The organism is Rhizobium phaseoli, assembly GCF_010668805.1.
GTDB lineage: Bacteria > Pseudomonadota > Alphaproteobacteria > Rhizobiales > Rhizobiaceae > Rhizobium > Rhizobium phaseoli_A.
This window is the reverse complement of sequence record NZ_WUFT01000019.1, coordinates 19,025-44,385: the sequence shown is the minus strand read 5'-3', so window position 1 is coordinate 44,385 and position 25,361 is coordinate 19,025. Positions and strand designations below refer to the sequence as shown.

The 25,361-nt window shown below is 58.7% G+C and carries 30 protein-coding genes and 1 tRNA gene; 18 read left to right on the top strand and 13 right to left on the bottom strand.

The annotated features are described in order from the left end of the window. Positions 1-44: 44 nt before the first annotated feature. From GR197_RS25120 to GR197_RS25045, 15 genes are all read left to right on the top strand, one after another. On the top strand, positions 45-3,143 hold the full coding sequence (locus tag GR197_RS25120) for a M15 family metallopeptidase (RefSeq protein WP_164014472.1): 3,099 nt from the start codon (positions 45-47) through the stop codon (positions 3,141-3,143). Further along, positions 3,140-3,490: a hypothetical protein gene (locus GR197_RS25115; protein ID WP_164014470.1), complete on the top strand. Its 351-nt coding sequence runs from the start codon at positions 3,140-3,142 to the stop codon at positions 3,488-3,490. Before GR197_RS25120 ends, GR197_RS25115 begins: the two co-directional genes overlap by 4 nt. Beyond that, positions 3,487-3,990 carry a DUF1833 family protein gene (locus tag GR197_RS25110; protein ID WP_164014468.1) on the top strand — a complete coding sequence of 168 codons (504 nt, stop codon included), beginning with the start codon at positions 3,487-3,489 and terminating at the stop codon, positions 3,988-3,990. The genes GR197_RS25115 and GR197_RS25110 overlap by 4 nt, the downstream gene beginning before the upstream one ends. Beyond that, positions 3,990-4,421 (top strand): C40 family peptidase, encoded by a 432-nt coding sequence (locus GR197_RS25105; protein ID WP_164014466.1) that lies wholly within the window; start codon positions 3,990-3,992, stop codon positions 4,419-4,421. The genes GR197_RS25110 and GR197_RS25105 overlap by 1 nt, the downstream gene beginning before the upstream one ends. Beyond that, a complete protein-coding gene (locus GR197_RS25100) occupies positions 4,393-8,016 on the top strand; it encodes a host specificity factor TipJ family phage tail protein (RefSeq protein WP_348643296.1) in 3,624 nt (1,207 codons plus the stop codon). Before GR197_RS25105 ends, GR197_RS25100 begins: the two co-directional genes overlap by 29 nt. Positions 8,017-8,081: 65 nt before the next feature. Then, positions 8,082-9,155, top strand: a complete 1,074-nt coding sequence (locus tag GR197_RS25095; RefSeq protein ID WP_246724686.1) for a hypothetical protein — start codon at positions 8,082-8,084, stop codon at positions 9,153-9,155. After that, positions 9,156-9,512: a hypothetical protein gene (locus GR197_RS25090; protein WP_164014461.1), complete on the top strand. Its 357-nt coding sequence runs from the start codon at positions 9,156-9,158 to the stop codon at positions 9,510-9,512. After that, positions 9,509-9,937: a DUF7338 family protein gene (locus GR197_RS25085; RefSeq protein ID WP_164014460.1), complete on the top strand. Its 429-nt coding sequence runs from the start codon at positions 9,509-9,511 to the stop codon at positions 9,935-9,937. The genes GR197_RS25090 and GR197_RS25085 overlap by 4 nt, the downstream gene beginning before the upstream one ends. A 593-nt stretch (positions 9,938-10,530) precedes the next feature. Beyond that, a complete protein-coding gene (locus GR197_RS25075) occupies positions 10,531-10,782 on the top strand; it encodes a hypothetical protein (RefSeq protein WP_164014455.1) in 252 nt (83 codons plus the stop codon). Beyond that, entirely contained in the window at positions 10,769-11,365 is a 597-nt protein-coding gene (locus tag GR197_RS25070) for a lysozyme (RefSeq protein ID WP_164014453.1), read from the top strand. Before GR197_RS25075 ends, GR197_RS25070 begins: the two co-directional genes overlap by 14 nt. Next, positions 11,362-11,733 carry a hypothetical protein gene (locus tag GR197_RS25065; RefSeq protein WP_164014451.1) on the top strand — a complete coding sequence of 124 codons (372 nt, stop codon included), beginning with the start codon at positions 11,362-11,364 and terminating at the stop codon, positions 11,731-11,733. The genes GR197_RS25070 and GR197_RS25065 overlap by 4 nt, the downstream gene beginning before the upstream one ends. Positions 11,734-11,851: 118 nt before the next feature. Next, entirely contained in the window at positions 11,852-11,983 is a 132-nt protein-coding gene (locus GR197_RS32680) for a hypothetical protein (RefSeq protein ID WP_281409534.1), read from the top strand. A gap of 14 nt (positions 11,984-11,997) precedes the next feature. Then, complete coding sequence (locus GR197_RS25055; RefSeq protein WP_246724685.1) at positions 11,998-12,315, top strand: hypothetical protein; 318 nt, start codon at positions 11,998-12,000, stop codon at positions 12,313-12,315. A gap of 49 nt (positions 12,316-12,364) precedes the next feature. Further along, entirely contained in the window at positions 12,365-12,679 is a 315-nt protein-coding gene (locus GR197_RS25050) for a hypothetical protein (RefSeq protein WP_164014447.1), read from the top strand. Between the two features lies 1 nt (position 12,680). Then, entirely contained in the window at positions 12,681-15,251 is a 2,571-nt protein-coding gene (locus tag GR197_RS25045) for an FAD-dependent oxidoreductase (protein WP_164014436.1), read from the top strand. A 95-nt stretch (positions 15,252-15,346) separates the two neighbouring features. Here GR197_RS25045 and GR197_RS25040 read toward each other — a convergent pair whose 3' ends face one another. From GR197_RS25040 to GR197_RS25020, 5 genes are all read right to left on the bottom strand, one after another. After that, positions 15,347-16,126: a hypothetical protein gene (locus tag GR197_RS25040; RefSeq protein WP_164014434.1), complete on the bottom strand. Its 780-nt coding sequence runs from the start codon at positions 16,124-16,126 to the stop codon at positions 15,347-15,349. A 149-nt stretch (positions 16,127-16,275) separates the two neighbouring features. Then, a complete protein-coding gene (locus GR197_RS25035) occupies positions 16,276-16,740 on the bottom strand; it encodes a hypothetical protein (protein ID WP_164014431.1) in 465 nt (154 codons plus the stop codon). 83 nt (positions 16,741-16,823) lie between these two features. After that, positions 16,824-17,039, bottom strand: a complete 216-nt coding sequence (locus GR197_RS25030) for a hypothetical protein (protein WP_164014429.1) — start codon at positions 17,037-17,039, stop codon at positions 16,824-16,826. Continuing rightward, complete coding sequence (locus tag GR197_RS25025) at positions 17,036-17,350, bottom strand: hypothetical protein (protein ID WP_164014427.1); 315 nt, start codon at positions 17,348-17,350, stop codon at positions 17,036-17,038. The genes GR197_RS25030 and GR197_RS25025 overlap by 4 nt, the downstream gene beginning before the upstream one ends. Before the next feature lies 1 nt (position 17,351). Next, entirely contained in the window at positions 17,352-17,549 is a 198-nt protein-coding gene (locus GR197_RS25020) for a hypothetical protein (protein ID WP_164014425.1), read from the bottom strand. Positions 17,550-18,410: 861 nt separating this feature from the next. Here GR197_RS25020 and ligD point away from each other — a divergent pair. Continuing rightward, positions 18,411-19,460: a non-homologous end-joining DNA ligase gene (gene ligD / locus GR197_RS25015; protein ID WP_164014643.1), complete on the top strand. Its 1,050-nt coding sequence runs from the start codon at positions 18,411-18,413 to the stop codon at positions 19,458-19,460. Here the strand turns inward: ligD and GR197_RS25010 are convergent. The 5 genes from GR197_RS25010 to GR197_RS32100 all read right to left on the bottom strand — a co-directional run bounded on the left by GR197_RS25010 (position 19,445) and on the right by GR197_RS32100 (position 21,403). Continuing rightward, a complete protein-coding gene (locus GR197_RS25010; RefSeq protein WP_164014423.1) occupies positions 19,445-19,786 on the bottom strand; it encodes an HNH endonuclease in 342 nt (113 codons plus the stop codon). The two genes, ligD and GR197_RS25010, sit on opposite strands and share 16 nt — an antisense overlap. 110 nt (positions 19,787-19,896) lie before the next feature. Continuing rightward, complete coding sequence (locus tag GR197_RS25005; protein WP_164014421.1) at positions 19,897-20,373, bottom strand: helix-turn-helix transcriptional regulator; 477 nt, start codon at positions 20,371-20,373, stop codon at positions 19,897-19,899. Continuing rightward, a complete protein-coding gene (locus tag GR197_RS25000) occupies positions 20,370-20,858 on the bottom strand; it encodes a helix-turn-helix transcriptional regulator (protein WP_246724684.1) in 489 nt (162 codons plus the stop codon). Before GR197_RS25000 ends, GR197_RS25005 begins: the two co-directional genes overlap by 4 nt. A gap of 123 nt (positions 20,859-20,981) precedes the next feature. Continuing rightward, a complete protein-coding gene (locus GR197_RS24995) occupies positions 20,982-21,236 on the bottom strand; it encodes a hypothetical protein (protein WP_164014418.1) in 255 nt (84 codons plus the stop codon). Beyond that, positions 21,233-21,403: a hypothetical protein gene (locus tag GR197_RS32100; protein ID WP_204330379.1), complete on the bottom strand. Its 171-nt coding sequence runs from the start codon at positions 21,401-21,403 to the stop codon at positions 21,233-21,235. The genes GR197_RS24995 and GR197_RS32100 overlap by 4 nt, the downstream gene beginning before the upstream one ends. Positions 21,404-21,531: 128 nt before the next feature. Between GR197_RS32100 and GR197_RS24990 the strand changes: the two genes are divergently transcribed. Together GR197_RS24990 and GR197_RS24985 are read left to right on the top strand one after the other, a co-directional pair. Beyond that, the gene (locus tag GR197_RS24990; protein ID WP_164014416.1) at positions 21,532-21,840 is read left to right on the top strand and encodes a hypothetical protein; all 309 of its coding nucleotides are present in this window, start codon (positions 21,532-21,534) and stop codon (positions 21,838-21,840) included. After that, positions 21,806-22,099: an HNH endonuclease gene (locus GR197_RS24985; RefSeq protein WP_164014414.1), complete on the top strand. Its 294-nt coding sequence runs from the start codon at positions 21,806-21,808 to the stop codon at positions 22,097-22,099. The genes GR197_RS24990 and GR197_RS24985 overlap by 35 nt, the downstream gene beginning before the upstream one ends. 421 nt (positions 22,100-22,520) lie before the next feature. On the opposite strand, the gene GR197_RS24980 is transcribed toward GR197_RS24985, so the two are convergent. The 3 genes from GR197_RS24980 to GR197_RS24970 form a co-directional block, all read right to left on the bottom strand. Then, the gene (locus GR197_RS24980; protein WP_164014412.1) at positions 22,521-23,615 is read right to left on the bottom strand and encodes a hypothetical protein; all 1,095 of its coding nucleotides are present in this window, start codon (positions 23,613-23,615) and stop codon (positions 22,521-22,523) included. A 226-nt stretch (positions 23,616-23,841) separates the two neighbouring features. Next, positions 23,842-23,931: transfer RNA gene (locus GR197_RS24975), tRNA-Ser, on the bottom strand. 191 nt (positions 23,932-24,122) lie between these two features. Then, the gene (locus GR197_RS24970) at positions 24,123-25,298 is read right to left on the bottom strand and encodes a GGDEF domain-containing protein (RefSeq protein ID WP_164014410.1); all 1,176 of its coding nucleotides are present in this window, start codon (positions 25,296-25,298) and stop codon (positions 24,123-24,125) included. Positions 25,299-25,361 lie beyond the last annotated feature (63 nt).

Here is a 25,361-nt window from a genome sequence, read left to right as displayed (position 1 = left end):
GGCCCGCCAAGCGCGGGCTTTTTCAATTCTAGGATGCGCGCAGCATGGCTGACAATACCGACGATCTGATTATCAGTATCTCGACCGACCAGGCCACACTCCGCCGCAGCATCAAGCGCATCGAGCAGGATCTCGGCACGCTGGCTGGCAGTGTTCAGAAGCAGTTTACCGCCGTCGGCAAGTCGATCGACAGCTCTGTTTCGTCGACTCTGCAAAATCGCATCAACGGTATGGTTGGTATCGGCAAGGCGGCGTCAAAGGAATGGACCGGCGCGCTTGCGGATCAGGGCAAGGAGCTTGAAAGGCTTCGGGCTCGCTATTCGCCGCTATTTGCCACTATCAACCAGTACAAGACCGCCGTTGCTGACATCAAGCAGGCGCACGCGCTTGGTGCAATTTCTGCCAATGAAATGGCCACGGCCATCAGCCGGGAACGGCAGGCCGCGCTGGCATCGACGGCCGCGATCAAGGGGCGCAATGCCGCTTTAGCGGCTACGCCATCACAACGTAATGGCGGCGGATTCCAGACCGCGAATATCGCAGCGCAGTTCCAAGATATTGCCGTAACCTCGGCGATGGGCATGAACCCGCTGCAGATCGCTCTGCAGCAGGGTACTCAGCTTTCGTCGGTCCTCGCGACGATGGGGAACGGCAAGCAGGTTATCGGCGGGCTGGCCGCAGCTTTTACTAGCTTGATTAGCCCCGTCTCCCTGGTGACGATCGGGCTGATAGCCGGCGGTGCAGCTGCGATCCAATACTTCCAATCTGTCGCAACGGGCGGCGATCAAAGCGCCGAGAAGCTCAAGGAGCAGGCTCAACTTATTCAGGATCTTGCGGCGCGATGGGGTGACGTAATCCCGGCCCTGCGCGAATACGCCAATGAGCTCGCCCGCGCTAAGGATGCCGCAGACCTCAAAGAGGGTGCGACCATCATCAATACGAAAACCCTCGAGAACGTCCGAAAGGAAGTCGAGGATACCCGTATTTCAGTCGCAGCTTTCGTTGCCGACCTACGTCTGGCTGGCGAAGACCCTGAGATCATCAAGGGCGTTGAGACCGCATTTAAGAAATTTGCCGATGCTGCCCGCGATGGGAAGGTTGAGACGGCAGATGTCCAAAGAGTTCAAGATGCCCTTGCCGCCGCTCTGAAAAGCACCGGCATCCCTGCGATCTCCGAATTCAAGGACATCTTTGACAAGCTTTCAGCCAGCGCTCTAACGGCCGCCGGAAGCGTCGGGAAGGTCAATGATGCCGCGTCAAGAAACCTGCCGGTGTCCACGTGGCGGAGTTTCAACCCCCAGACCGGCAAGTTAGAAACAAATGCCCAGCCGGGTGACGACAGTATAAAAAACCCCGGCTTTATGACGCCGGAAATTGGGCCGACGCCGGAGCGGCGTCCAAACATTGAGCTTGAGGGTCTCCCTGGCGCAGAAAAGGCTGCAAAAACCGCCGAGACAGCCGCCACCAAGGCGGCTAACGCTTATCGAGACTTGCAGAAAGCGGCCGATGACCGCATCGGCCAGGTCAAGCAGGAAATCGGCCTTCTAGGCAAATATGGCGTTGAGGCAGATGCGGCTCGCTTCGCGCTGGATCTGTTTCAGCAGGCGGAAGACAAGGGTCGCTCGCTTTCGGACGCGCAGCGCGCCGAGATCCAGAAGAAGGTTGATCTTTATAAGCAGTATTCGGAGACGCTCTCAAAGGCGAAGCTCTCGCAGGATCTGCTCAACGACATGCGATATGACTCGCTGTCGAAAGAAGACCAGAAAGTCACCACGACACTCCGCCAGTACGGCCTGCCGGAAGATCTGAACAGCCAAGAAGCCGGCCAGATCAGGCAGTCGATTAAAACCGGCGAACTACGTGACGACCTCCACTCGTTCGCGAGCGATTTCAAGAACGCACTGCTGAACAATGGCGGTGATATCGGCAAGGCATTTGCGGACGCCATCCAGAATGCGATTCTGAACCAAGTATCAAAGCTCTGGGACAAACTCTTTGATCAGATCATCAACGGGATCATCGGGAGCGTAACGGGGCAGGGCGGCGGCGCGGCGAACGGCATCAGTGGTGCGATTTCCACAGCCGTAACGGGAGCGGTAAGCGGCAAGGCTCCGGTAACTGCTGTCACTCGCACCCCGCTGGCCGCTATACCAGCCGGTTCCACCAAGACAGGCATCGATCTTGCTCAGGTGTCGACGAGCAACGGTTTGGTTGCCAGTGTCAATAAGCAGTTTGCTGCAAACTTTCAGGGGCTGATCGATGGTCTAGAGGGCGTCGGCTACAAGATAAAGTCGTTGGGCGGCTACAACTTCCGGAACATTGCTGGGACAAACAAGCTGTCGAACCACGCGTTCGGCGATGCCATCGACATCAATCCTGGCACCAACCCGATGGGCAGGCGTCTCGTTACCGACATGCCGTCCAGTGTAAGTGCTCTCGCTGCACAAAACGGCCTGGCGTGGGGTGGCGATTGGAATTCCAAGAAAGATGCCATGCACTTTGAGGTTCAGTCCTCGAAGACGGCGGCTGACGCGCTCAACAAGCTCGCTGGACAGACCAGCGACACTACACGCGGCCTTGGTCAGTTTGGCAATGGTCTCGGGCAGTTGAGCAATGGGCTTGCCTCCTTTGGTAGCGGCGGCGGTAGCGGTGGGGGCGGGTGGCTGAAGTTCCTAATGGGAACTCCATTCGCCGGATCTGGCCAGCTTGCCGCAAGCGGTGGCATCGGCCTCTTTGCCGATGGCGGCCACGTAACTGGCCCAGGTGGCCCGACGAGCGATAGCGTTCCGGCGATGCTCTCCAACGGTGAGTACGTCATCAACGCAGCATCCACGAGAAGGCATCGCCGGCTCTTGGATGCCATCAACTCCGGAACCGTTGCTCACTTGGCGAGGGGCGGACTCGTCGCGCCGACACTGTCGCCATCGGGGCGTGCATCCGCATCGGGAGCAAACGTCGAGGTCAAGATCATCAACAACAACGGCTCCAAGGTTTCGCAGACAAAGCGAAATACGAGTTCTGGTCAGACAATTGAGATGGTCATCGACGATATGGTTGCCGACAAGATGTCAACGCCAGGCTCACGGTCCCGCGGGGCGGTGCAGTCGCAATTTGGCCTTCAAAGTGGATTGGCGAGACGATGACAGCTTTCTGGCCAAATGATCTGCCGAAGGGCTTCACACTTTCCTCCTACCAGGAAACGCGGCCCAATAACGTCATATATTCTGAAACGTCGATCGGGCCTGCAAAGGCCCGTCGGCGCACCACATCCAACGTCTGGGACCAAAACGGCACCATGATCATGACCTATGGTCAGTATCGTTCCTTCCTCAGTTTTATTTCCGATGTCATTAGCGACGGCGCGCAGGCGTTCTGGTTCCCCGATAGGCTCGGCGGCGCAGAGTTGCTTGTCCGCATCAAGGAGCCGCCGAAGGCATCGCTTGATGGCAACTCATGGCAGGTTTCATTCGCGCTTGAGGTGCTGCCATGAGCCGCAACGTTTCGCCAAACTTTCTTGGCGCGGCCTTCGCGCAAGAGACCGGAGAGGTGCCGATCTGTCTGCTGACGGTCACGCACGAGGATCTTGAAGAGCCGATTTATTTGTCCAGCGATGCCACGACGCGCCTCTCGGAGGAGCCGCTGGTTTACGGGACGGATAGCCGCGGCGAGCAATACCTATACCTGCCGTTTGAATTCACGCTTCCGGATGATCGCGGCGACAGCCCGCCGCGTGTGCAGCTGACGATGGACAACATTGATCGCTCGCTCGTTGCCGTTCTGCGGAGCTTCGCTACGCCAGCCAGTGTCATGATGGAGATCATCTTTGCATCTGATCTCGATACCGTCGAAATCACCATGCCTGCGCTGCAGATGTCCGACGTCACGATCGGAGATCATACGATCACGGCCACGCTTGTGGCCGATGCATTGATCAATGAGCCGCATCCAGCTGGCCAGTTCACGCCGGGCGCATTCCCAGGACTGTTCTGATGGAGCGCTTTATCGGGATCCCCTACGTCCCGCACGGCCGAGGCTACGACGGGGCGGACTGCTGGGGCGTCCTCTACCTCTACTACCGCGACGTTCTTGGAATTCTGGTGCCCACTTATGTCGCCGAGATGGAGGCAAGGCGGTTTGACCGCCGCGATATCGGGCCGCTGATGAAGGCGGAGCGCGAGCGCGATTGGGTTAAAGTCGAAACTCCTGCCATGGGCGATTGCGTCCTGATGCGCGCCGGACGGCACGACAGCCACGTCGGGGTATTCGTAGGCGCCGGGCGCATGCTGCACTCGGAAGGGCCGCACCCCTCTCAAATTGAACGGATGGCCGACGTGCGATGGCGCGACCGGATCACCGGGTTCTACAGGACAATCCATGTTGATAGCCCGAAGCGTGACGCCCCAGATCATTGCCCCTGGTGAGATGGTCGACGTCTATTTGCGTCGTTCGCCTCTCCGTGAGGAGCGCGAGCATTTCGAAGTCCCGGCCTGCCTGTCGATCGAAGAAATCATCTCTTTTTGTGATCTGAAGCCTGTTCGTCTGCATGTCTCCATCGGCGGCCACGTCATCGAGCAGAAGAACTGGCCGCGCGTGCGCATCAAGCCAGGAGTCTCCGTCAACATCGTTAAGGTGCCAGGGAAGGGCGCACTTCGCGCGATTGCTGGCCTTGTTGTGGCTCTCGCAGCTGCTGTATTTGCGCCTTGGTTGGCGGGCGCATTGCTGCCGGGCTTGGTTGGCACCACCGCGGGAGCGCTTGCCACCGGCCTAATCGGAGCCGGCATTTCGCTTGCTGGCACACTGGCAATCAACGCGCTGTTCCCGGTGGCGAAGCCTTCGTCGCTGCCCAACACTACAACGCTCTATTCAATCGGCGGCGCGCAAAACCAGGCTGCGCAATACGGCGCAATCCCCGAAATCTTCGGCACGCACCGGATCTCCCCGCCGTACGCAGCTGGCGCATACACTGAGCTGGTCGGCGACGACCAGTATCTGCGCATGCTCTTCGTGGTCGGCTATGGGCCGATTGCCGTCTCTGATCTGAAGATCGCCGAGACTGAAATCTCTAAATTCGAGGATGTCGACTACGAGATCATCGAAGACCACACCGTCACGCCTGTTACCCTCTATACCAAGCCAGTCTACCAGGAGGATGTCTCTGTTGAGCTGGACGGGCCTACCGGATGGGTGCAGCGAACTACGGCAGACAATGTCGACGAGATCTCGGTGGACGTCGGCGCGCCAAATGGCGTGTATCGGCTGAAGGCAAAAGATGGTTCCCGCGTCAACTACACGGTCACCGTCGATGTTCAGTACAAGCTCTCCAGCGCCAGTACTTGGATCGCACTCGGCACCTTTGATCTGACGGCAAATTCGCCGCAGGCAATACGGCGGACGCTGAGCAAGGCTGTCACCCGTGGCAAATACGATGTCCGGCTGAGCAAGTCCTCGCCCGACTATAGCGGCAAGGACAATGTTGCCGAGACCGTCTACTGGACGGCCGTACGCGGCCGGCGCAACGATCCGGTCATCAGCTTCTCAAAGCCGCTGACGCTGATCGCGATGCGGATCAGGGCGACGGGCCAGCTCAACGGCACGGTCAACACGCTCAACTGCATTGCCAGCCCGAAGATCAGGGCATGGAATGGCACGACATGGTCTTCCGGCCAGGTTACCCGCAATCCAGCCGATCACTTTCGGCAGGTTTTGCAGGGCAATGGGAACGCTCGTCCGGTGGATGGCGCATCGATTGACCTCGTCAGCCTACAGGATTGGCACGATTACTGCGAAGCAAAGGGATTCACTTTCGACCTCGTGGCTAACGATCAGAAGTCGGTTTATGACCGGCTCACCGAGATCGCTGCCGCCGGCCGCGCTGCCGTATCGTTTCGCGATGGGCGGTGGGGTGTCGTCTGGGATATCGCGGATTCGCCGATCGTCCAGCACTTCTCGCCCCGGAATTCGGCAAACTTCTCGTCCACGCGCGCCTATGTCGACATGCCGCACGGCTTCCGCGTCAGCTTCATCAACCGTGACAACGGCTACCTGAACGACGAGCGCGTCGTCTATGATGACGGCTATACTGAAGCCAACGCAACCAAGTTCGAGGGTCTCGACTTTTCCGGTGTCACCGATAAGGACTTGATCTGGAAGCATGGGCGTTACCATCTTGCCCAGCTTCGGCTGCAGCGCGAGACCTATTCTCTCGATACCGACTTCGAAAACCTCGTTTGCACGCGCGGCGATCGTGTCCGCGTCAACCATGACATCGTTCTGTGGGGGTCTGGGTCGGCGAGGGTGCGGTCGGTGAGTTCGTCGCCCGATGGTGTCGTCCTCGATGACACGCTGCGTATGGAGGCCGGCAAGAGCTATTCCATGCGGTTCCGCCTGGCTGACGGCTCGACGTTGGTGCGTCAAGTCGCTGGCATCGATGGCGAGTTCAGGAGCTTCGCGTTTTCAGACACGGGTGAGCTGCCGGCAACTGGCGATCTTGCTCTGTTTGGCGAGAACGGCTTCGAAAGCGTCGTGCTTCGCGTCAAGAGCGTTTCCGCGCGGCAGGATCTATCGGCTCGCATCGAGCTTGTTGACGACGCTCCGGCGATCCTCACTGCCGACACCGGCACGATCCCGGAGTTCGAGACAGGGATTGCGCCGGTTCCGGATTATCGCGCCTCGGCCCCGACAGGCTTCTCCTATGTCGAGACTGTCTGGACCACGTCGCCGGCTACATCAGCCATCGACATGGCCTGGCAGGCGCCGGATGCTGGCGCTGCTGCCTCGTATATCGTGCAGTACCGGGCGAATGGCGACAGCCAATGGATCACCACGTCGAGCGTCAGCGCGCCGGCCATCCGTCTCGTGGATCTAGCGACGGGCGTCTACGATGTTCGCATCCGTGCCGTCTTCGCGAACGGCGAGCTGTCCGGCTTCCTGACGGGGTCCTTCATCTGCGCTATCTTCGCCTCCAATCCTGCGGATATCGAGGACTTCCGGGTCGCCATCAGCGGCGACGTGGCAATGCTGCAATGGACGCTGCAGGTCGATCAGGCACTCTCTCACAGCGAAATCCGGTTCTCGCCGGCGGTCGCGGGGGCGACGTGGCAGACGGCATCGCAGCTGCGGACCAACGTGGTTGGCTCGCAGGCGCAGGTTCCGGCGATGGTCGGCACCTACCTGATCAAAGCGGTGAACTATGCCGGCCTGATGTCGGACAATGCGGCGCTGGTGGTTAGCACGGTCAACCCACTGACCGCCTTCAACGCTGTCGAGGCTTTGCAAGAAGATCCCGGGTTCACGGGAAGCAAGACCAACGTCGTGGCAGCGAGCGGCGCACTGCGGCTCGATACGGCGTCGGATGTCTTCGAGCTCGTCGACTGGTTTTCGGTCGACGACTTCTTTCTGTCGATCGGGGGCTTTCAGGCGGAAGGGACATACGAGTTTGCGAACATCGTTGACCTCGGCGCTGTCTACACATCGCGTGTTTCGACCAGCATCAGCGCCTTCGGTGAAGTCGCGAGTCTCGATCTGTTCACGCGTTCCGACTGGTTCGGCGTGTCGGAGTATTTCGGCCTGGCGTCCGATTCCTTGTGGAACGTGCGCGTCGAGGTCTCTTCGACCAACGATAATCCATCCGGATCGCCAACATGGAGCGACTGGGCGGAGCTTACGACAGCAGATGTATCGGCTCGAGCCTACCGGTTCCGTGCTCGGCTTCTGTCTCTGCAGTTCGATGTCACTCCGGTGGTCGAAGCGCTCGGCGTAACCGTGGACATGCCGGACCGCATCATCGGTGAGAACGATCTGTTGGTGTCGACGTTAGGGCGCACGATCAACTTCTCGCCGCCCTACTATGTGCTCAGTGGGATAGCAATCGCCGGGCAGGACATGCTGACGGGCGACTACTCCGAGATAACGGCAAAGACCGCTTCGGGCTTCACCATCAGATTTAGAAACTCATCGGGTACGCCAGTCGCGCGGACCTTCGACTATGTGGCGAAAGGGTATGGATACGTCCAATGAGCCAAGCAACAACCTTTAGCGTCCCTACCACAGGCCCGGCCACTCCGAGCCTGATGGCGTCACGCATGGACGACAGCCTCAAGGCGCTCCTCAGTGGCCATTCCGGCGCTTCTCGGCCAGCCTATGCTGTAGCCGGGACGTGCTGGGTCTCCACTGCCACGGCGGGCCAGCTGAAGCTCTACCTGTATGACGGCGGCAGCGATCGACTGCTCATGGTGCTCGACACTGCGACCGGCGCCATCACCTTCAGCGGCCTCGGCACCGCTATCAATGCCGCAACGGCTAAGACAGCGCCGACGGGCGCCGATAAGCTGGGCATCTGGGACAGCGTGGCGGGCGACACGAAGAGCCTCGCACTCACCGATCTCAGCACCTGGCTTGCCCCGCTGCTCGGTCCCGATTTCGTCCAGGGCGGCCTCGTTCTTCCCAATGCGTCGACGCCGCTCACGCATCTCGACATCGCCGCTTTCAAGGTCAAAGCGCTGAGCAAGGTCGCAATTTCGGCCGGCACGCTGACAAAGAATATCAATGGCACATGGGTCGCCGGCAATGCTGGCGGTCTCGATACCGGGGTGAAGGCGGCTGGAGCGACATACTTCGTTTACGCGCTGCGAAAGCAGTCCGACGGCAGCGGCGAGGTCGTGCTTTCGACATCGGCAACCGTCACCGGCGTCAGTCTCTCGCTTCTGAGCGGCTACGATGTATTGGCGCCGATCGGCGTCGCGCTCACCGACGGCAGCTCGAACATCCGGGAGTTCATCATGAACGCCCAAGATGAGTACACGTTTACGACCTCAGTCAATGATGCCGCTAACGTAGCCATATCAGCCACGTCCGCATTACTGGCGCTGACCGTGCCGAACGGGGTGAAGGTCAAAGCAAAGCTACGTTTCTATTATTCAGCTTCAGCCACTACTGCGTCGGCGCTCATTCACGACCCGGCACAAGGAACCCTTGTTGCTGGTCTGGGCGGAGCTGGCGGCAACGTCGGCGCAATCCAAGTTGCCAGCAACTATGCCGTTGGCTCGGGGAATGTTTGGACAAACACAAGCAAACAAGTTCGGCAGGTGGCCGGCGCTAGCGGCGGCCTGTGGGTCTGGAACGATGGTTTCTTTTTCCCCTGCAAGAGGAATGGATAAATGCCTTATGTGATGCGAAACGCCGATGGCGACATCTGCGGCCTCTTTGAACAGCTTCAGGAAGGTTATGCTGACGAACTGCTGGCTTCCGACAACGCGGCAGTGGTTGCGTATCTCAACAAGCCGTTGCCTGTGGTGGCCGTCTCGGCGCGTCAGTTTCGAGTTACGCTTCGTCGGGCCGGCCTTCTTGACCAGGTCAAGGTGTGGGTGGCGCAGCAGGATGGCGAGATCCAGGACGCGTTTGAGTACAGCGGCACGTTCGTGAAGGACAGTCCGATGATGGTGGCCGGCTTTGCTGCCATGGGCTTCTCGGCTCAGCAAATCGATGAATTCTTCAGCGCGGCGTCCCAGCTATGATCATTCGCTACCTTGTCTATCTACCGGCCAACCTGGCGCTGGTAGGGCTTGCTTATCTCCTGTCACCACCCCTGGCGGCCTGGTCAATGAAGCACGGCCCAGTTCTTCCTGGTCGGTGGCGATGGTTCTCGACGCTGAACGCTGATCTGGACGGCTATATTCCTCAGCGCGTTGCTGGGTTCGATCCTGCCGCCAAGGGCATCAAACTCTGGTGGCAGCGGACTCGCTGGACATGGCGAAATCCCTGCAACGGCTGGCAATCCGAATTGCTCGGCGTTGAAGACATCGACTCGGCCTTCACTGTAAAGCGTGATCTGCCGCTGCTGTTCGGCTTTTATCTCAAGCTCTGGCTTGGCTGGAACCCAGAGAAACGGGGCGGCAACTATTTCCCATACATGCTGCAGATAAGCCCCAAGCGAGACTGACCTAACCCTGCTTCCTAGGCCCCCATGGATCGATCGCAATTCTTTGCGACCGTTCGAACCTCTGTGATCGGTGACAGCCCGGCTTGCCGCCTTCCTGAAACATCGGCCGTCAGTATCTGGTAAGGACATACTTGCGTGGATGGCAGATGGTAACAATCTCCGTGTGAGGACGATACGGCGGGCGGTACTCCACCAATAGCTGACCGCACTCGTGAACGGTCTTCCTGACATACACCTTTTTAGGGTGGTAAACGACATAGCGCGTAGCCGGTGGTGGGCGATAGCCCTCGATCATGTCAGCTGCAAAAACGGGCTGGCACAGGATAGCTGTGGCACTGACAGATAGAGAAACGGCTAGTGCTCGAAACATATTTCCCTCCTTGATGGTGTTAAGGAAATATGGCGAAGGGTGAAGATGTCGAGTCTTGGCTACCCCACCTCCCTGACATCATTTGATGCGCGGCCGCGCTAAAAGGCCAAGCCGCCTCCTGGATCTCAATGAAGCCGGCGCCGATCAGCGCGCCACGCTGGCAGTCGCCGCCTTCAAGGCCGCGCTGAACATCTAAATCACTCTCAAATCCTCGGAGCCCACCATGCTTCGCACGCTTTTCTCAGGCGCGCGTGACGCTTTCGCGCGCGTGCTCATCCCCGATGCGGCCGCAGTCTATAAAAAAGCCTGGTCGCTCCGCCTCATCGAGCTCGCCGCGCTTGCCGACATCATCCTCAATGTCGTGCCGGTCGTCGGCGACTACCTGCCGTGGTGGCTGACGCTTGCGCTGCTTGGCGGCGCATATGTCGCGCGGCTGCTCATCCAGAACAAGGAGGCACCCGTTGCCGATCAATAAGATTGTCGCCACGAAGCGCGGCAAGTCGGCCATTGCCGCAGCTGTTCTTGCAGCGGTGCTCGCCGGTGGCGGCTCGTATTTCAAAGAGCCGGAGCGACCGGCCGCGGTCATCCTCGCGACCGATACGCTGATCAAGCCGTGGGAGGGCCTCGTGCTCAAGTCGCACTGGGATCCCTTCGCTAAGATCTACGACATCTGCCATGGCGAGACCCAGATCGATGGCAAGCCCGTTCCGCCCGGGCTCACGAAAACGCCGGCCGAGTGCGACGCGATCCTCGAAGCGCGCGTCAAGCGCGACTACTACGAGCCACTGGCCAAGCAGATCAAAGGCTTCACGCGGTTCCCGGTCGGTGTCCAGGCAGCCATGATTTCCGGCGCCTATAACTTTGGCGTATCAGGCATGGTCAACTCGACTGCGGCGCGGCTTGCCGTGCCGGGGCGCTATCGCGAGGCCTGCGAAGCTCAGACGGCTTGGAACAAGGCCGGCGGTCACATCGTGCAGGGGCTGGTCAAGCGCCGAGAGATGGGCGACGCCCAGCGCGCCGGCGAAGCTGAGATCTGCGTGTCGGGGCTTAGCTCATGATGGCGCTCCTGACGAATAAATGGGTGGGCTACGGGATTGCTGCCCTGCTGCTCGCCGCGGCCATCTGGTGGGGCGTCTCGGCCATCTACAGCAACGGCTATGACGCCGCGGCAACAAAGTACAAAGCCGAAATCTCCGAGCTTAAAGCGGCCGCCGTAACGGCGCGCGACGCTGAGATTGAGCGGCAGGCTTCCGTCCAAAACCAAGCCAAAGCACGCGAGGCGGCCCGCATCGCCGAGATGCAGGCTGAGGCCGATAATCTCCATTCTAGAATTAAGGAATTGCAGCGTGAAGCTAGCCAAGATCCTGATGCTGGCCGCACTGCTATCGGCGCTCCCAGCGTGCAGCGCATTAACAAGGTCCGATAGGATCGTTGTTCCGCCACCGGCGCCGAAGCTGACGCGGCCGGATAGCGCACTGACTACCAAGTGCCTTGGCCCGGTCGACATCGGCGACAAGCCGCTGACGCAGGCGCAGCTTGAGCGCTTGTGGATCACCGATCGCGAACGGCTGCTGTCATGCATCCGGCGCCACCTGGCGCTGCGCGACTTCTACGCCGACCGCGACGCTGGTCTGGAGGGCGGCAAGCAGCCAGCCGGCAAGGCGGCGGCCAAATGACTCCTGAAGAGATCATGAAAGCCGTGCTGTTCTTTCTCACGGTCGCCGGCGCCGGATGGGGCATCTGGTGGAAAATCGACGGCCGCGTCAAGGAAAGCGAAAAGGCCAGCGAGACCCGCATCAAGACGGCGGAAGACAAGGCTGACGCAGCACAGAAAGACCTTGCCGCCCACAAGCTACATGCGGCCGAAATATTTGCAACCAAGGCAGGCATGCACGAACAAACTAGCCAGTTGCTCCGCGCCATCGAGGGCGTCGGCAACCGCATCGACAGTATGAACGAGCGCCTAGACAGAGCGTTCGAACGCACCACCAGCCGCACCACGCGCTGACCACGGCTCACCGGCCGACCACCAACCACCACATTTTCAGGAGACTACCATGGCTTTCTCAGGCCTCCATGTCGTTTGCGGTTATCCCGGCTCCCTCTTCGCCAGAGACAAGTCTCAGGCCATCCTCGGCAAGATCGCGTGGAGCGAGGCGCCGGCAACTGGTGTGACGTCCACCAATTTCGCCCCGGGTGAAAACGCAGGCTCTGGCCAGGCGATTTTCCGCATCAACGCGGCCGCCGACTCGTGGGTATCCGTCGGGCCGACGCCTGACGCGACGACCGGCAAGCGCTTCCTAGTTCGCAGTGGCGCCGACTACGACGTCTACGCCGAGCCGAACGACAAGTTCCAGTGGATTGCCGCGTAACATGGCGGGGCTCAAATCGAGTTTGAGGCGGGGGGTGTCGCTTGCGGCGCTCCTCACACTCGGCGGAGCGCTTGTCGCTGCGCATGGCGGGGGTGGATCCCCTGACGTTCCGGTAACCTTCGCCTATCAATCCGCAACAACTTCACTCGCAGCCGCGCTGCCGTCTGTTCCACGCGAAAACCGCAAGAAGTCGATGGATCGACTTATCTGGCGTGGGAACCAAGCCTCTAAGCCTTGGTGGTCCAAACTAGTCGGCCTCTATATAGCCGACCCTGAGGGCCTTGAGGCCGATTGGCTGATCAACTGGAAGACGCCGGGCACGTATAATCTGACGAAGGTCGGGGCGCCAACGTTCAATTCAACAGGCTATTTTACAACGTCTGCGAATACGGCTTACTACGAAACCGGCATTCCTCTTCAAAGCCTGCCGCAAAACAGCTTCTCCTTCGGCTTCTTTTCCGAAACTTCAGGTGCCGTAGGTGATTGCGCCATGGGTGCGCAAGACGCCGGCGGCGTTGGCATCTCCATAGGCGCGAAAATTGCGTCGAATTTCGCCAACTTCCGGGCGATGGCGACGGCGGTCAGCTCCACACAATCAGCACCGTTCAACGGCCTCGGCTTCACCAGCGTTACCAGGGATGGACCCACATCTGTCCGCCTGTCGCACCACGGCGTCAAGAAAGAGGTCTTCACCACCGCGTCGGCCACACCGGCCACCAACCCGACCATCCGTATCGGCGGCGCGGCAGGCAACCCCAGCTTCAGCCAGCGCCGTATCCGTTGCGCGTACGTGTGCAATTCCGCTCTCACCGAGGCGGAAGAGTTGGATATGTGCACCGCCATCCGCGATTATCTCGACAAGACTCGTGTCGGGCACATCAACTATTTCAACGCGGCAAATGATGGCGCCGTAACGACAGTCGACGTCCTGGTGCTGTGTGGGTCTCAAGCTGCCGCTGAGGCCGCCTATGAAGCAAAACGACAGGGTCGATCTGTCGCCATGGTCGGTGACTGGTTGGCTCGTTCCGATTGGGATATGGCCGGCATGGCGGGCGCCGGCTTAGGGTTTATTGACGCGACCTCGTACACCTCCGTGAGCGGTCTATTCCGCGAGGTTCTGAAATGGATCAATACGGTTTACTACGCGCGCGCTGACGCCAACAGTCAGTCGGGTCTCAGCGTCGAGAGTAAAGCCTTCGTTGCGGCCTTCCGCCGGATGTTCGATGGCTCAAAAACCACAGGCACGCTTCCAGGCATGGACGTGCCGATTTACTTCTCAACCGGATGGGCGGGCCTCGTGCCGTGGGGGGGGCGTGGAGGCGAACTGACAACGACAGAAGGTCGCAAATTCAGGGGCCGTCGTGTCATCGGCGCCGACTATGAGGGTAAACCAGTACAGCTTGCTGGTATTCCCTATATAATCGGCAAGGAAGCAAAAGGAACGGGCGGCGAGGCGTTCAACGGATACTTGGGCTCGGGTGGCATGTCCCTGCCTGCGTCCTCGGTCGGTGGAGCGACGGTTGTCGACCCCTACAACACCCCGGCGACGCCTGCGTCCGGCCTTCTGCCTGATGTCATCTTGCCGCCGTCCATTACTACGGGCGATCCAGATCCGGCGCTGCAAAGCCTGAATTTCCGCCTCGCGTTTACCTCCGCAGCCGGGACGATGGCGGCCTTTGATAGTACCCCGCCACCGAATTATAACGCCTTGCGATATGAGGCGCTCGGGCGTCTCTATGCGGCAAACCCGACCGAGCCGTTCGGCAATGGCGTTATCAAAACCGACCTGGTGAACGGGACGGAATATGACATCAATAACGGGACGTCACGACTTTCTACAGACGTCCCGCAGTCTGGCCTCAACTACAGCCTAGCAACGACTGATGCTCAACGCCTCGCCATCATCAAGGACGTGCGAGACTTCACGCGCGGGTTCTTCTACTGGCACATGTTCAGTGGAGATTCGCGGATACCGGCTGCCCTGAAGTCTGGTCTAGGCGGTTATTGCATCGATGCTACGACGTTCCTTGATCCAGGGGACGAGGGTGTAGTTTTCTGGCCCAACCGTGCCTATCTGCGCGATCCCGTTTGGCAGATGAAAAACACCGGGTTCGTCCTCAACGGTAACGACTTCTACGGCGTTGCGGATGGTTCGGCGCTGCGGTCCAACAAGACTGTATCCGCGTCTTCCTACATGATGGACCAGCACGCGACAGAACGCGTTGCGATCAATCTTGGTTCTGGCATGTCGGTCTATTCATCTGGCGGCCAGAGCCAGAGCGGCTTTGGCGGTGCCGACGCCAAATGCCCAATCCCGTTGGAAGCAATCGTACCTGACAAGGCAACTTGTGAGTGGATTATTGTTCCGACCGCGCCAAGCGTGACGAAGGTCGTTTGGTATATGTTCCGCATGGAAGCCGCGCTGGGTCTCGCTGGTCAGTCTGCCGGCATGATCGCCGCTGTATCGATCGAGGACGACTGCGCAGTGCAGGACGTTGACATGGTCAAAGTGCGTACTCGTATGCTGGCTACACCGGACAGTGTCCTGCCAGTTCTGCCCCAGGTGAACTAACCACACAAGCCGCCCATCCGGTTAGGATGGGCGGCTTTTTTCGTTTGTGACAAACGGCGGCCGAGCTGTCGGCTCAGCAAAACAACAACAACGATTTATGGGGAGGCTGCTTCGAGTTTTTGTATGATTGATCCAACTAACGCAGCCATGTCCGACATTGTTTGGAACACCTCGTTGCCATCCAGATTGTCTGTTCCTGAGAATAGGAGCCCAACCGCCATTGGCATCTTTGTGGTCATCAAAGTGGCGATTTGATCAACATCGCCATCATTTGGGTCGAGCTTGAATTCTAGTCCGTCAAGCGCTCGGTTCCCACTGTCAATCACCGCTGCAGCAAACCTTCCCGCGAAAGCTCCAATAGAAATGCGCTCAAGAAAATTTGCGGACGGATGGGCGGATGTAATGTTTCCGATCTCCGCAATCGTCGCAAGGAGATTGTTGTGTTTGTCGGTGTTGCACAGATCATTCAGACCATACAGTAACTCATTCCCTCCGCGATATGGAGCGAACGACGCAATCGCATCCTGAACCGGCTGAGCGAGACCGACCATTTTTCCTTGAGTACCCTTGGCTAGGAATTCATGTTGCGTTCTAGCAAATGGAAAATACACGTGGTTGACACTCGCGGCGCCGTTATACCGAGCTAAGGCCACTGCTGCAACATCCAATGCGGACCGCAGTTGATATGCGGCTTCACCGATTATCACATGTATGATGTCGTCAACATCGAACAACCTGAGACGGATGAAGCGGTCACCTGCTGCGTCGGTTCTTGCAACAAACCGATGAACACCGGTCGACCCCAGGGCGCGTTTTGCCTCATCTATCTTTGCGAAAGCGCGGTCTATCTTGAGACGTGGTTGATGCAGCTTCATGGTCTGACCTACTTCCTCCCTCTTGCTTGCATGGAAGTTGAATTCTCTCGCCGCTATCAGCCTTGCTTAAGTGGGGAGGTGGCCTTTGGGCTGGCCGCAGGTTCACATCATCATCTTTCAATGCATCGGCAGTTGTTCCCGGATGCTTATTACTGGTCCAGCGCTACGCCTGCTGTGCATTTCATCTGCGCCGGGCTCGCTGGTTGAGGCTGGTAAAGTGCCGCCTGCTTTTCCTTCTCGGAACCGCACAAGGGTAATTTCTCCAGCATGGCGTATCCCTTGGAAGCCATGCAACGCGTCAGGTAGCGATCCCTCAAGCCGCCGTTCTGGTCGTATGTCGAGGTGGTCGCCGGAATGTCTACCGCCCCGATGCGATTGCAACTGGTGTACCCACCCACCGTGTTGCAGCTCAGCGTTCCCGGATTATAGTAGCCAGGGCTGGTGCTGATGGCCATGCTCTGGGGTATCTCCTGAAGCGAGGCGATCTTGCACTGGTCGAAAGCAAATTGTCTTTCGCTCTGCACCGTTCCTGCTTTGTAGGCTGTGAACCTTGGAGCTGCCTGACAGCCCGCTAGGGCGGCCACCGCAACAGCGGCCACGACACGTATTCTCATGGTGGTGAGTCCCTCATTATCCCTCGGATCCACCTAAGCGTGTTCCCTTGGGATTTGCAATAAGGAAGCCTACAACTGCCCACCTACGCGCGGTGCTCCGCCGCCTCGAGCTTCCGCCTGAGCGCCTGTTCTTGTTCGTATGACTTATGCGGGAAATGCTCGAAGCACCACCAGCGGGTCGCCGCAGCCGGGGAAGGGGCGTTGCCCCAGCCGCCCCATTCCTTGCATCCCGCTTCCTCGCAATAGTGGACATACATCAGCGCGGCTTTCGTCAGCGCCGGCCTGTCGATGTCGCTCATCTGACCTCCTGAAGCTGCCAGCCCGCTTTCGGCTTCGGCCACCCCTTCTTTACTGCCCGGAAATCAGCCTCCATTTCGGCCTTCGCCTTCGCTTCGGTGACGCCCGCTGCCCAGACGGTAATCCGCATGCGGCCGGCTTTGAAGACAAAGCGGCGCTCGGTGGCGTGCTTGCCGGCGGTATATCCAGCGCGAAAGCAGGTGCGCGCGGCCGATGGGCTAACGCTGTCTCGGAAAGAACCTGGTTGCGACCGCCACCAGTCGTTAAATGCCACGTCGAAGGCAACGGCTTTTGGTTGAAGACGATCAAGCATATCAGCCTCGCTCGTAGCTCGGCCGCCACCCGCGGCTGATACCTCGGCCCATGGCGCCCTCGGTTAGCACCAGCTGCCGGCGAAGGTGGCGGATATCCTCCAATAGGGTTCCGACTGCGGCGCGCTCGTCGCCCCCATGGTAGGCGATCACTTCCTCGCGCTCATCTTCCACGGCTTCGCCGATCGGCTGCTCTCGCATGTCCGTGCTCCATACTTCAGTTTTCAGATTGGCGGCCGCCTCGCCGATGTTCTTATTATGTTCGCATCGGGAGGGGAGTCAATAATCAATCTTGGTCAGGTGCGTCCAGCGCGACAGCTTTGTGGTCATTCGGGCGGGAGAAGTCGACGGTCGCACGTGCCGAATCGGTCTGAACTTCGTAATGCTCGTCGCGGAGCTAGATACCGCGAATTCGCCTGGAGGAGGCGCCTGCGGAACTGACCCGCAGGCGGGGTCGCTAGACAGGTCTTCCGTCCACAACGCCGATCGTCGAGGCGAACGCAACGGCGCTGCCTTAGTGCAGAGGGCCACCCAGGCCAACTGGACCTCCCATACCATTGCCGGCTTGGCCCATACCGCTCGGCCCCGCGTTAGGTTGGCTCGGCGCATTTTCAGCACGGCTCGACGAGCCACCTTTGTGCGAAAGAAACTTGTCGTTCGGTCTAAATGTTTGGGCGTTCCGTGTGTCACTCTGGCATCCATGAAGGATGCTCGCGGCGCTCAAAAGAGCCGCCGAAATTACAAAAAAATATCGAGTCTGTCTTACTTGGGTTGGCATGCGAGTGTTGTCCCCGGATAAATCGCGCGACCTTTGAGTCAACGCGGCAGAAAATCTACAACCAGTTGTTGCTATTACTCGCTACCAAATGGAATCCGGGAAGTCTAGGGCGAGTCCAGTCATAGCTTGGTCGGACGGCCAAGCTATAAAGCCGGGGCGTATCCCGGTTGCTCGGAAATCACACCCGGATCCCAGACACGAATGCTTCTGTTTTCAAAGCCGCCAATACTCGATAATCAATCTTGGTCAATTGCTTTTTAAGACGTTGCTGATGAACTGCGGTGATGACAAAGCCGCCCCGCACACCTTCGAAGCCGTTGCTCGGTGACGTTGACGCACCAATCCGCAGCCGAGCGCGCCGGCGGCGCGATCCCGCCCAGCCGCAACTCATCCTTGACCCGATGCCGGAGCGCATCGAGCCGTGCTTGGCGCTTCTGAAGCCGCGGCCGCCGAAAGGCCCGCAATGGACATATGAGGTGAAGTGGGATGGCTATCGCCTGGCGGTTCACATCGAACCCTCCGGCGTTCGCATCCTCACGCGCGGTGGCCATGACTGGACGGATCGCTTCCCGGCTATTGCGGCCGAGGCAAAGAGACTCCCAGTTTCAACGGCTATTTTGGATGGGGAGGCGGTCGTTCTCGATGCATACGGCCGGTCGGATTTCGGAATGCTTCAGCAGTCGCTCGGCGGCCGCGGCGGCAAGCGCTCGTCCAGAGACGCAATCTTTATGGCGTTCGATCTTCTCTATTTCGACGGCCATGACCTTACCGGAACCGAACTTGCCTCTCGGCGTCATCTCCTCGAGGGACTGGTGCCGCCGGGAAGGGAAGATGCTATTCGATTGTCGGAGGAGATCGATGCGGACGGCGAAACGCTTCTGCGCATCGCCTGCGAACATGACCTTGAAGGCATCATCGCGAAAGACCGCAACAGCACCTATCGAGGCGGCCGCATTGGCGATTGGCTGAAAATTAAATGCGTCCAGAGCGATGGATTCTTGATCGTCGGCTATGAGAAGTCGACGGCATCGTTCGGCGGGATCGGCCGGCTGTTGCTCGCCGCGCGCAAGGGAAACGAACTGGTCTATGTGGGCGGAGTTGGGACCGGCTTCAACGAGCGTTCCGCGAGCGAGCTCCGGGAGCAGATGGACAAGTTGAAAATCGGCAAGCCCGCTGTCGATACCGGACGGAAGCGAAATGCAGTCTTAGTCGAGCCGAAGCTCGTGGCCGAGATCGAATATCGGGCGTGGACACATGACGGGAAGCTGCGGCATGCGTCATACAAGGGGCTTCGGGACGCGGCTGATGAGGCGGCTGTTTATGATTTGGAATAGAGACCAAATAGGCCGCCCAGCCCTGGCTGCTTTTCCTGCTTCGACAGTGACGCCAGGCCGAGGCCGAGCAGCCCGCCATGCGTTGCGTTCCCGCGCCAATGCAATGCGCGAATATTCGACATGTCATCGGTGCCGCCGAGGGATTTTGGAATTGGGTAGTGATCAAGCTCCCAACCAAACTCACTGTCCCGGCGCCCGTAATCGCTGAAGCGGATCAAGCGCCCATGGGCATCATAACGCCACTCCTTGAGGTCGAGCGCGAAAGTGTGTTGAAGTTTGCTCCACGCTTCGACGCGCCGCGAATAATCCAAAAGCATATTTGCCATGTTAGATCCTCGAATCAGTCTCCGCCTCCCGCACAAAATAACAGCACGGGCACTTGATCTTGTAAATCTCAGGAAATGAATGGCTATATGTTGTATCACAGGCGGTCGTGCTACCGCCGCTTCCACATCTCGAAGATCCTGACTGCCTCGGCATGTCCCTCTTCGGTGATAATGTACCGTTGCTGGCCCTCGGCGGCTTGGCCTTTTACCAACCCCTTTCCGACTAGGCGACCCATCAAAACTGGCCCGGCGCCTGGGAGGACATCGAGCGTGTTGAGATCGGTATTGTACGACATTGCTACCAAGATGTTTTCGCTCTTGGCATCCAGACCGAAGCGCGGACTGTCATAGCCATTTTTCTTTTCTCGCCATTTCTTAAGCGCGCTGCGGTCGTCAATGGCGTCGGGTTCGCTGATCCCGCTGAGAGCGCTCAACATTGCATCGATCGCGCGGCGATCCCACCTTCTTGTACCAGGTAGCGTCGGAGGCATGATGCCGCGAGCAACCCACATAGAGAAGCATGTCGGCGAGATTCCACAGTAGGCTGCGGCTTCCTTGCGGCCGATGAGGCGAGGGGGCGTGGTCATTTCTTGTTGGCCTTCGCGGCAGCGAGCCTAGCTTCACGTTGAGCCGTGAAGTCTCCGCCGCTTGCTGTCGCTCTCTCCACGGCGAGCTCGCGTGCACGTTTGCGCGTGCCGTACCGCGCCGTCGGCGGCCCAGGGTCATCCTGATAGGTCCGCTGCGTGTGGCGCTTGATAAAGTTGACGATCTCGTCCTGGCTGAACGTCAGGTGCTTACGGACCGTGCCGCGGCCAGCGTGCACGAATGCCAGCTCTCCATGGCGCACCAGATCGTGAATTGTGGATGAAGAAACGTTCAAGACGCGGGCGGTCTCAGGTCGAGACAATAGCCGAGGAACGGCTAGCGCCTCCATGCCGGCCATGAAGGCAAGCTGAACGTCCTCGATCCTCCAGCCTTGGTCGGGATCGAGCGGCTGGGTAGCGCGAGCATATGTGAGGGCGGCCTGCTGGAAGTCTGATTTGTTCATTGCCCACCATCGGACGATTACCATTTGCTGCCGCCGGCACGAATGCAGGTCGCTTTTGCCCCGTGTGGTGGGTCGGGATGCGTGCGGATTGGTGGACCGCGATGGGAAGCTAGGTGAGTCGGGTGAGTGCGGTCAAGATCGGAAGATCTATTGCTCGCCGCGGATCTTCAGAAGGCGGAAGCTGATCTCAGAGAGCGTTCCTAGCACCACAGCGATGAGCAACTTTTGAATGCCGCGGTCGATCACAGCGCCGGAATTGGGAGCGCCAGGGGCGTACCGCGCCAACGCTTGCTCATGCGGAAGCAGCGCCTCGGTCGCGATGGCCAAACCGAGCGCAAGTTGTGAAGCCCCGACGATGAGAACAAGGTACGCGAGAATTCTGGCTGTGTGTGAAAAGATCATTGTCCAGACCGTTCCGCCGGCGGCAATAACCCGCGCCTTTCCAGATCATCGGCGATGACCTTCTCGATATACGACGCGACGGACCGGCGATCGGCTTTAGCGGCCGCTTCGATGGCGTCTTTCAGTTCCGGCTCTATCCGAATGCCGATAGCGGCAGTCTTCGCCATATTATGCTTCCTCATCAGCGGGCGTGTTCGCAGTATGCAAACATTTACCGCATTTCGCAGTTGACCGCCATGAAATCATTCGCTATACAAATACTAACAATTACGTACACACAAACGAGGAGCACATTATGACCATCCATGCACCGATCAGCCACGCCGACAGAAGCTTGTTGCCGCGCGCATTGCTTGGCAGACGACCCATCCGCATCTACTTGTGCGCCGAGTTTCGTTTCGCTGCAGGCGACACCGTGACCTTCGGTGACCACGTCGCCAGCGTGATGACGCGCTCACGGTCGGCGATGGGAAGAGAGATCTACTATATCCAACTTATCACCGGTGGAATGGCCGGCCGCCCGTTCCGCACGGTCGATGGAAGCCATCTCACTGCCTGCGAGAATCCATATGAAAACCGCGGCCAAGCGAGCTCTAATTCTTGAACTGTTCGAAAAGCAAGGCGGGAAGTGCTGCTATTGCAACCGCCTCATGGTCATCGGCAAGGATCGCAACAGGCCGGACGCTGCCACCCTCGAGCACCTGATTGCTGGACGCCGCAAAGGATGGACGCGACGCGACAACATGGCGGCAGCTTGCCGCGAGTGCAACGGAATGCGCGGCTCTGCGATGGACTGGCTGATGTTCAAGACCTACCGTCTTGGTGAGTTTTGGGAACTCATCACTCCTAGCAAACGATCCTAATTCGGCCCGCCTTCGCCGATCAGCGCTCAGCCGTGGTCGCCGCATGACGCGGCTGAGCGCTCACCAACACCATAGGCCGGCGCGATCACCACCCGCGACTACACCAGCGGCGCGCCGGCTGGTTATCTTACGCGACCTACCCGCAGGACGGCGCCCGTCGGCCTCACCAGCCGGCGGCTTTTCTCATTTTGCCTTACCGCTTCCGTCGAACGCTCCCAGAAAAGCTGCACTTCGGCGATTTGGTCATGTGCTTGAATGTGGGCGATCCGCTATAGCTACTGTAGGGCCGCACGTAGCGGGCACATTCGGGGCATAGGTAGACCGAGGCTGTGCGGTAGAGCGCGTCCTGGATTCTGCAATCCTCGAGATCACCCATAAGGGTGCGGCGCTTCGCGATCAGGAGTGGTGGCATTTCATCGCTCTATTCGACGCTCGACGGCTTGTTTTTGGCAGCGTTAAAATAGTCGTAGACCGTTTCGATCCATTGCGCACCGGGAACCTTTCCTATGAGTGGAATGATGACGGGTGCCGTTAGCAACAGGGCGCCGAGTATCACCGAAGCCAACTTCTTGCGCGCGGCTGCGAAAACGTCACGGCCGACCGCAAGAAGCGCTTTTGTTACGATCGACCAAAGATTCTCGTGTGAACGCGCCAACGCCAGGACGTCTCGCTTATCCGGCGAATTCGGCTCGACGACCCACGCCTGGGCGGTATCGAGCGCGTCCGCAACAGACTCGTCAGCAATATTCTCGTTTCGAATCTGTCTCACTAATTGGGCTGTGCCTTCGACCAACTTGGCGACTGAGCCGGCGTCGATATTAAGGGCGGCCGCGTTCTCGGCGAAAACCCGCCAGTCCTCAAATTGCGCGAGGGCAGAAAAAACGCTCTCGATATGTCCGATTAACAAGCTGAAGAGGGTTGTTGATAGTTCATCGATGTCCCCATGAACGAGGCGATTGCAGATCTGAGCGCGGGCTCCGATTTGCACGATGTTTGTATGGCTGCGCATTGTTGCCTGTAGCCGCTCGAACGCTTCCTTGAGGCGAGGGGAGGCGTTCGTAGCTGCCAAATCTTGGTTTACATACTCCCCCTGCTCTAGGGCCGCTTCAAGGGCGGCTAAAGCAATATCTCGCTCGCGCAGGCCCGGCCGCAGAGGCTGATCCACTACCCTCAGAGTTCCATCCTCGAACTCGAACGAGAAAGCTGCAAGCTTTTGGCCAGGAGTTGCCTCCAGCAAGTCTTCTGGGCCGAGTTGGTTCAGGCCGATCTTCATGCCCAAAATCAAATTGGGTAGTCCGAGGCTGTCGTCGCTGATCTGGAGGTTCCTGATGCGTTGCTCAAGTGCGTCGACATCCGCAATACGAATGGAGTCGACCTTACTTAAGTGCCTGCGGACTTCCGCCTTTGTCGACGTCAGTTTCTGAAGGATGCTATCGTTGAGCGCGTACGACTTCTCAGCTCGAACCAGCCGCGCCTCCATCTCTTGAAGCAGATTGCGAAGTCTGTCAGGCCTCATTGACTGTTCCGCGTTTCGATCTCGGAAAGTTTATATGTTGGCAGGGGCTGGCGCCATGACACGGCATTGCGTGTATAAGTTTTCCACAAGTGTGAACACGATAAGATCGAAGTTAAACGCATGGGAGGAAAGCGCCTCACACGGTTTTTCACACTCGAACACGGTTATGATAAGCGTGAAAATCTAGCCAATAAATCGGAAATTATACAATAAAATCATAGAAACGTGGCGGAAGAGGTGGGATTCGAACCCACGGTACGGTCTCCCGCACGCCGGTTTTCAAGACCGGTTCCTTAAACCACTCGGACACTCTTCCATCTGTTGAAAGGGTTAGAAATCGACATTCCGTAGATTTCTTTCAACCGGCTGTTACTACCGGTTTGCGACCCAATCACTCGATGGCTGGGTTTTAGCAGCTTTGACCGCAGCGTCAACTTGCTCTGTAGCATTTGCCGGCATTCCGCTTGGCGTGCCAGTCTGTCTGGGCGTGACCGATCTCCGCTGTTGTCAGCCTGCGCGGGCCGATCGCAGTTCCAGTGCAGGGATGCCATTGGTCAACCCGATGCCGGTGAACAACTCCACTCTGTTGCGACCGTTATTTTTGGCGCTGTAAAGCGCCTGATCCGCACGCTTCTGGACGTCCTGTTCCGTGAGGCCCGCTTCCCACAGCGCCACACCTGCGCTGACGGTCGGGGAGACCTGTTTTCCGTCGAAGACGAGACTCAAGGCGTTGACCGCCTCACGTACCTGCTCGGCGAGTGCGAAAGCAGAGGCTTCGGTTTCGCCGCGAAGAAAGAGGCTGAATTCCTCGCCGCCCAGCCGACCAAAGACGCTGGACCGGGGTATGCTGTCAGCAATCGTCCGAGCAACATTTACGAGAACTATATCACCTTTGTCGTGTCCGAACCGATCGTTCACACTCTTGAAAAAGTCGATATCGATAAGGACGAATGCGTCTCCGGGTCCGAGGCCTTTAGGAAGCGAGTTGAAGAAATGCTGGCGGTTGGGAACGCCGGTCAGCATATCGGTATTGGCAAGTCTGGTCAGCTTCTCTTCGGCTCGTTCCTGCACAAGCACGAGCACGAATAGAGCCACGGCGAAATGACAGATGATCAGCAGAAAGAATGCGTAGCGCGGGGGAAGAGGCGCATCATTCGGAAAGATGAAACCGACCACGACCAGAGCTGAGAGAGACGTCGCGACAAAAATAGCCGCGGAAAGACCGAACCGCGCAGTAAGGCGCTCCTGAAAGAAGTCGCGGGCGATCACGAACCCTGACAAGGCAAGCAGAATCGTGGCGTTGCCGTTGAACACGGATGCTCTGAGCCCGTTGTCCAAATACCACGGCGTGATCGCGGCACTCAGCGTCAGAACGACGGGCAGGAGCAACGGCCACCAGTCTCGAAGAGAGCTATGACGCCGGCTGAGGCCGAAAAGACCCACCGCCATCAGCCCGTAACCATTGGCGCCAAGCGAAAAACTCCGGAATGTCCTGGCATCACTGGACATGTGAATGCGCTCATCCAGACCTGCGAGCGTTGAAGCGATCGCGAGCAAGGAGAAACCGACGGCAAGTACGCCGAGCCCTGGCGTCGCTCCAGAACGCCACCTCACGTAGAAGAAGCAGATTGCTCCCACGATGAAGGAAGACTTGTGTAGAAGAAGGACTGTCGCAAGATCCATTGCCGGAACCCGATATGAGATGAGAAGCGGGGTCGGAATAGCGGCTAAAATCTACTTTTCGAT

Bases quoted from the DNA above. Each gene is read 5' to 3' on its own strand.
- GR197_RS25120 (WP_164014472.1), top strand. From the start codon at position 45: ATGGCTGACAATACCGACGATCTGATTATCAGTATCTCGACCGACCAG.
- GR197_RS25115 (WP_164014470.1), top strand. From the start codon at position 3,140: ATGACAGCTTTCTGGCCAAATGATCTGCCGAAGGGCTTCACACTTTCC.
- GR197_RS25110 (WP_164014468.1), top strand. From the start codon at position 3,487: ATGAGCCGCAACGTTTCGCCAAACTTTCTTGGCGCGGCCTTCGCGCAA.
- GR197_RS25105 (WP_164014466.1), top strand. From the start codon at position 3,990: ATGGAGCGCTTTATCGGGATCCCCTACGTCCCGCACGGCCGAGGCTAC.
- GR197_RS25095 (WP_246724686.1), top strand. From the start codon at position 8,082: ATGGACGACAGCCTCAAGGCGCTCCTCAGTGGCCATTCCGGCGCTTCT.
- GR197_RS25090 (WP_164014461.1), top strand. From the start codon at position 9,156: ATGCCTTATGTGATGCGAAACGCCGATGGCGACATCTGCGGCCTCTTT.
- GR197_RS25085 (WP_164014460.1), top strand. From the start codon at position 9,509: ATGATCATTCGCTACCTTGTCTATCTACCGGCCAACCTGGCGCTGGTA.
- GR197_RS25075 (WP_164014455.1), top strand. From the start codon at position 10,531: ATGCTTCGCACGCTTTTCTCAGGCGCGCGTGACGCTTTCGCGCGCGTG.
- GR197_RS25065 (WP_164014451.1), top strand. From the start codon at position 11,362: ATGATGGCGCTCCTGACGAATAAATGGGTGGGCTACGGGATTGCTGCC.
- GR197_RS25055 (WP_246724685.1), top strand. From the start codon at position 11,998: ATGAAAGCCGTGCTGTTCTTTCTCACGGTCGCCGGCGCCGGATGGGGC.
- GR197_RS25050 (WP_164014447.1), top strand. From the start codon at position 12,365: ATGGCTTTCTCAGGCCTCCATGTCGTTTGCGGTTATCCCGGCTCCCTC.
- GR197_RS25045 (WP_164014436.1), top strand. From the start codon at position 12,681: ATGGCGGGGCTCAAATCGAGTTTGAGGCGGGGGGTGTCGCTTGCGGCG.
- GR197_RS25040 (WP_164014434.1), bottom strand. From the start codon at position 16,126: ATGAAGCTGCATCAACCACGTCTCAAGATAGACCGCGCTTTCGCAAAG.
- GR197_RS25035 (WP_164014431.1), bottom strand. From the start codon at position 16,740: ATGAGAATACGTGTCGTGGCCGCTGTTGCGGTGGCCGCCCTAGCGGGC.
- GR197_RS25030 (WP_164014429.1), bottom strand. From the start codon at position 17,039: ATGAGCGACATCGACAGGCCGGCGCTGACGAAAGCCGCGCTGATGTAT.
- GR197_RS25025 (WP_164014427.1), bottom strand. From the start codon at position 17,350: ATGCTTGATCGTCTTCAACCAAAAGCCGTTGCCTTCGACGTGGCATTT.
- GR197_RS25020 (WP_164014425.1), bottom strand. From the start codon at position 17,549: ATGCGAGAGCAGCCGATCGGCGAAGCCGTGGAAGATGAGCGCGAGGAA.
- ligD (WP_164014643.1), top strand. From the start codon at position 18,411: ATGACAAAGCCGCCCCGCACACCTTCGAAGCCGTTGCTCGGTGACGTT.
- GR197_RS25010 (WP_164014423.1), bottom strand. From the start codon at position 19,786: ATGGCAAATATGCTTTTGGATTATTCGCGGCGCGTCGAAGCGTGGAGC.
- GR197_RS25005 (WP_164014421.1), bottom strand. From the start codon at position 20,373: ATGACCACGCCCCCTCGCCTCATCGGCCGCAAGGAAGCCGCAGCCTAC.
- GR197_RS25000 (WP_246724684.1), bottom strand. From the start codon at position 20,858: ATGGTAATCGTCCGATGGTGGGCAATGAACAAATCAGACTTCCAGCAG.
- GR197_RS24995 (WP_164014418.1), bottom strand. From the start codon at position 21,236: ATGATCTTTTCACACACAGCCAGAATTCTCGCGTACCTTGTTCTCATC.
- GR197_RS32100 (WP_204330379.1), bottom strand. From the start codon at position 21,403: ATGGCGAAGACTGCCGCTATCGGCATTCGGATAGAGCCGGAACTGAAA.
- GR197_RS24990 (WP_164014416.1), top strand. From the start codon at position 21,532: ATGACCATCCATGCACCGATCAGCCACGCCGACAGAAGCTTGTTGCCG.
- GR197_RS24985 (WP_164014414.1), top strand. From the start codon at position 21,806: ATGAAAACCGCGGCCAAGCGAGCTCTAATTCTTGAACTGTTCGAAAAG.
- GR197_RS24980 (WP_164014412.1), bottom strand. From the start codon at position 23,615: ATGAGGCCTGACAGACTTCGCAATCTGCTTCAAGAGATGGAGGCGCGG.
- GR197_RS24970 (WP_164014410.1), bottom strand. From the start codon at position 25,298: ATGGATCTTGCGACAGTCCTTCTTCTACACAAGTCTTCCTTCATCGTG.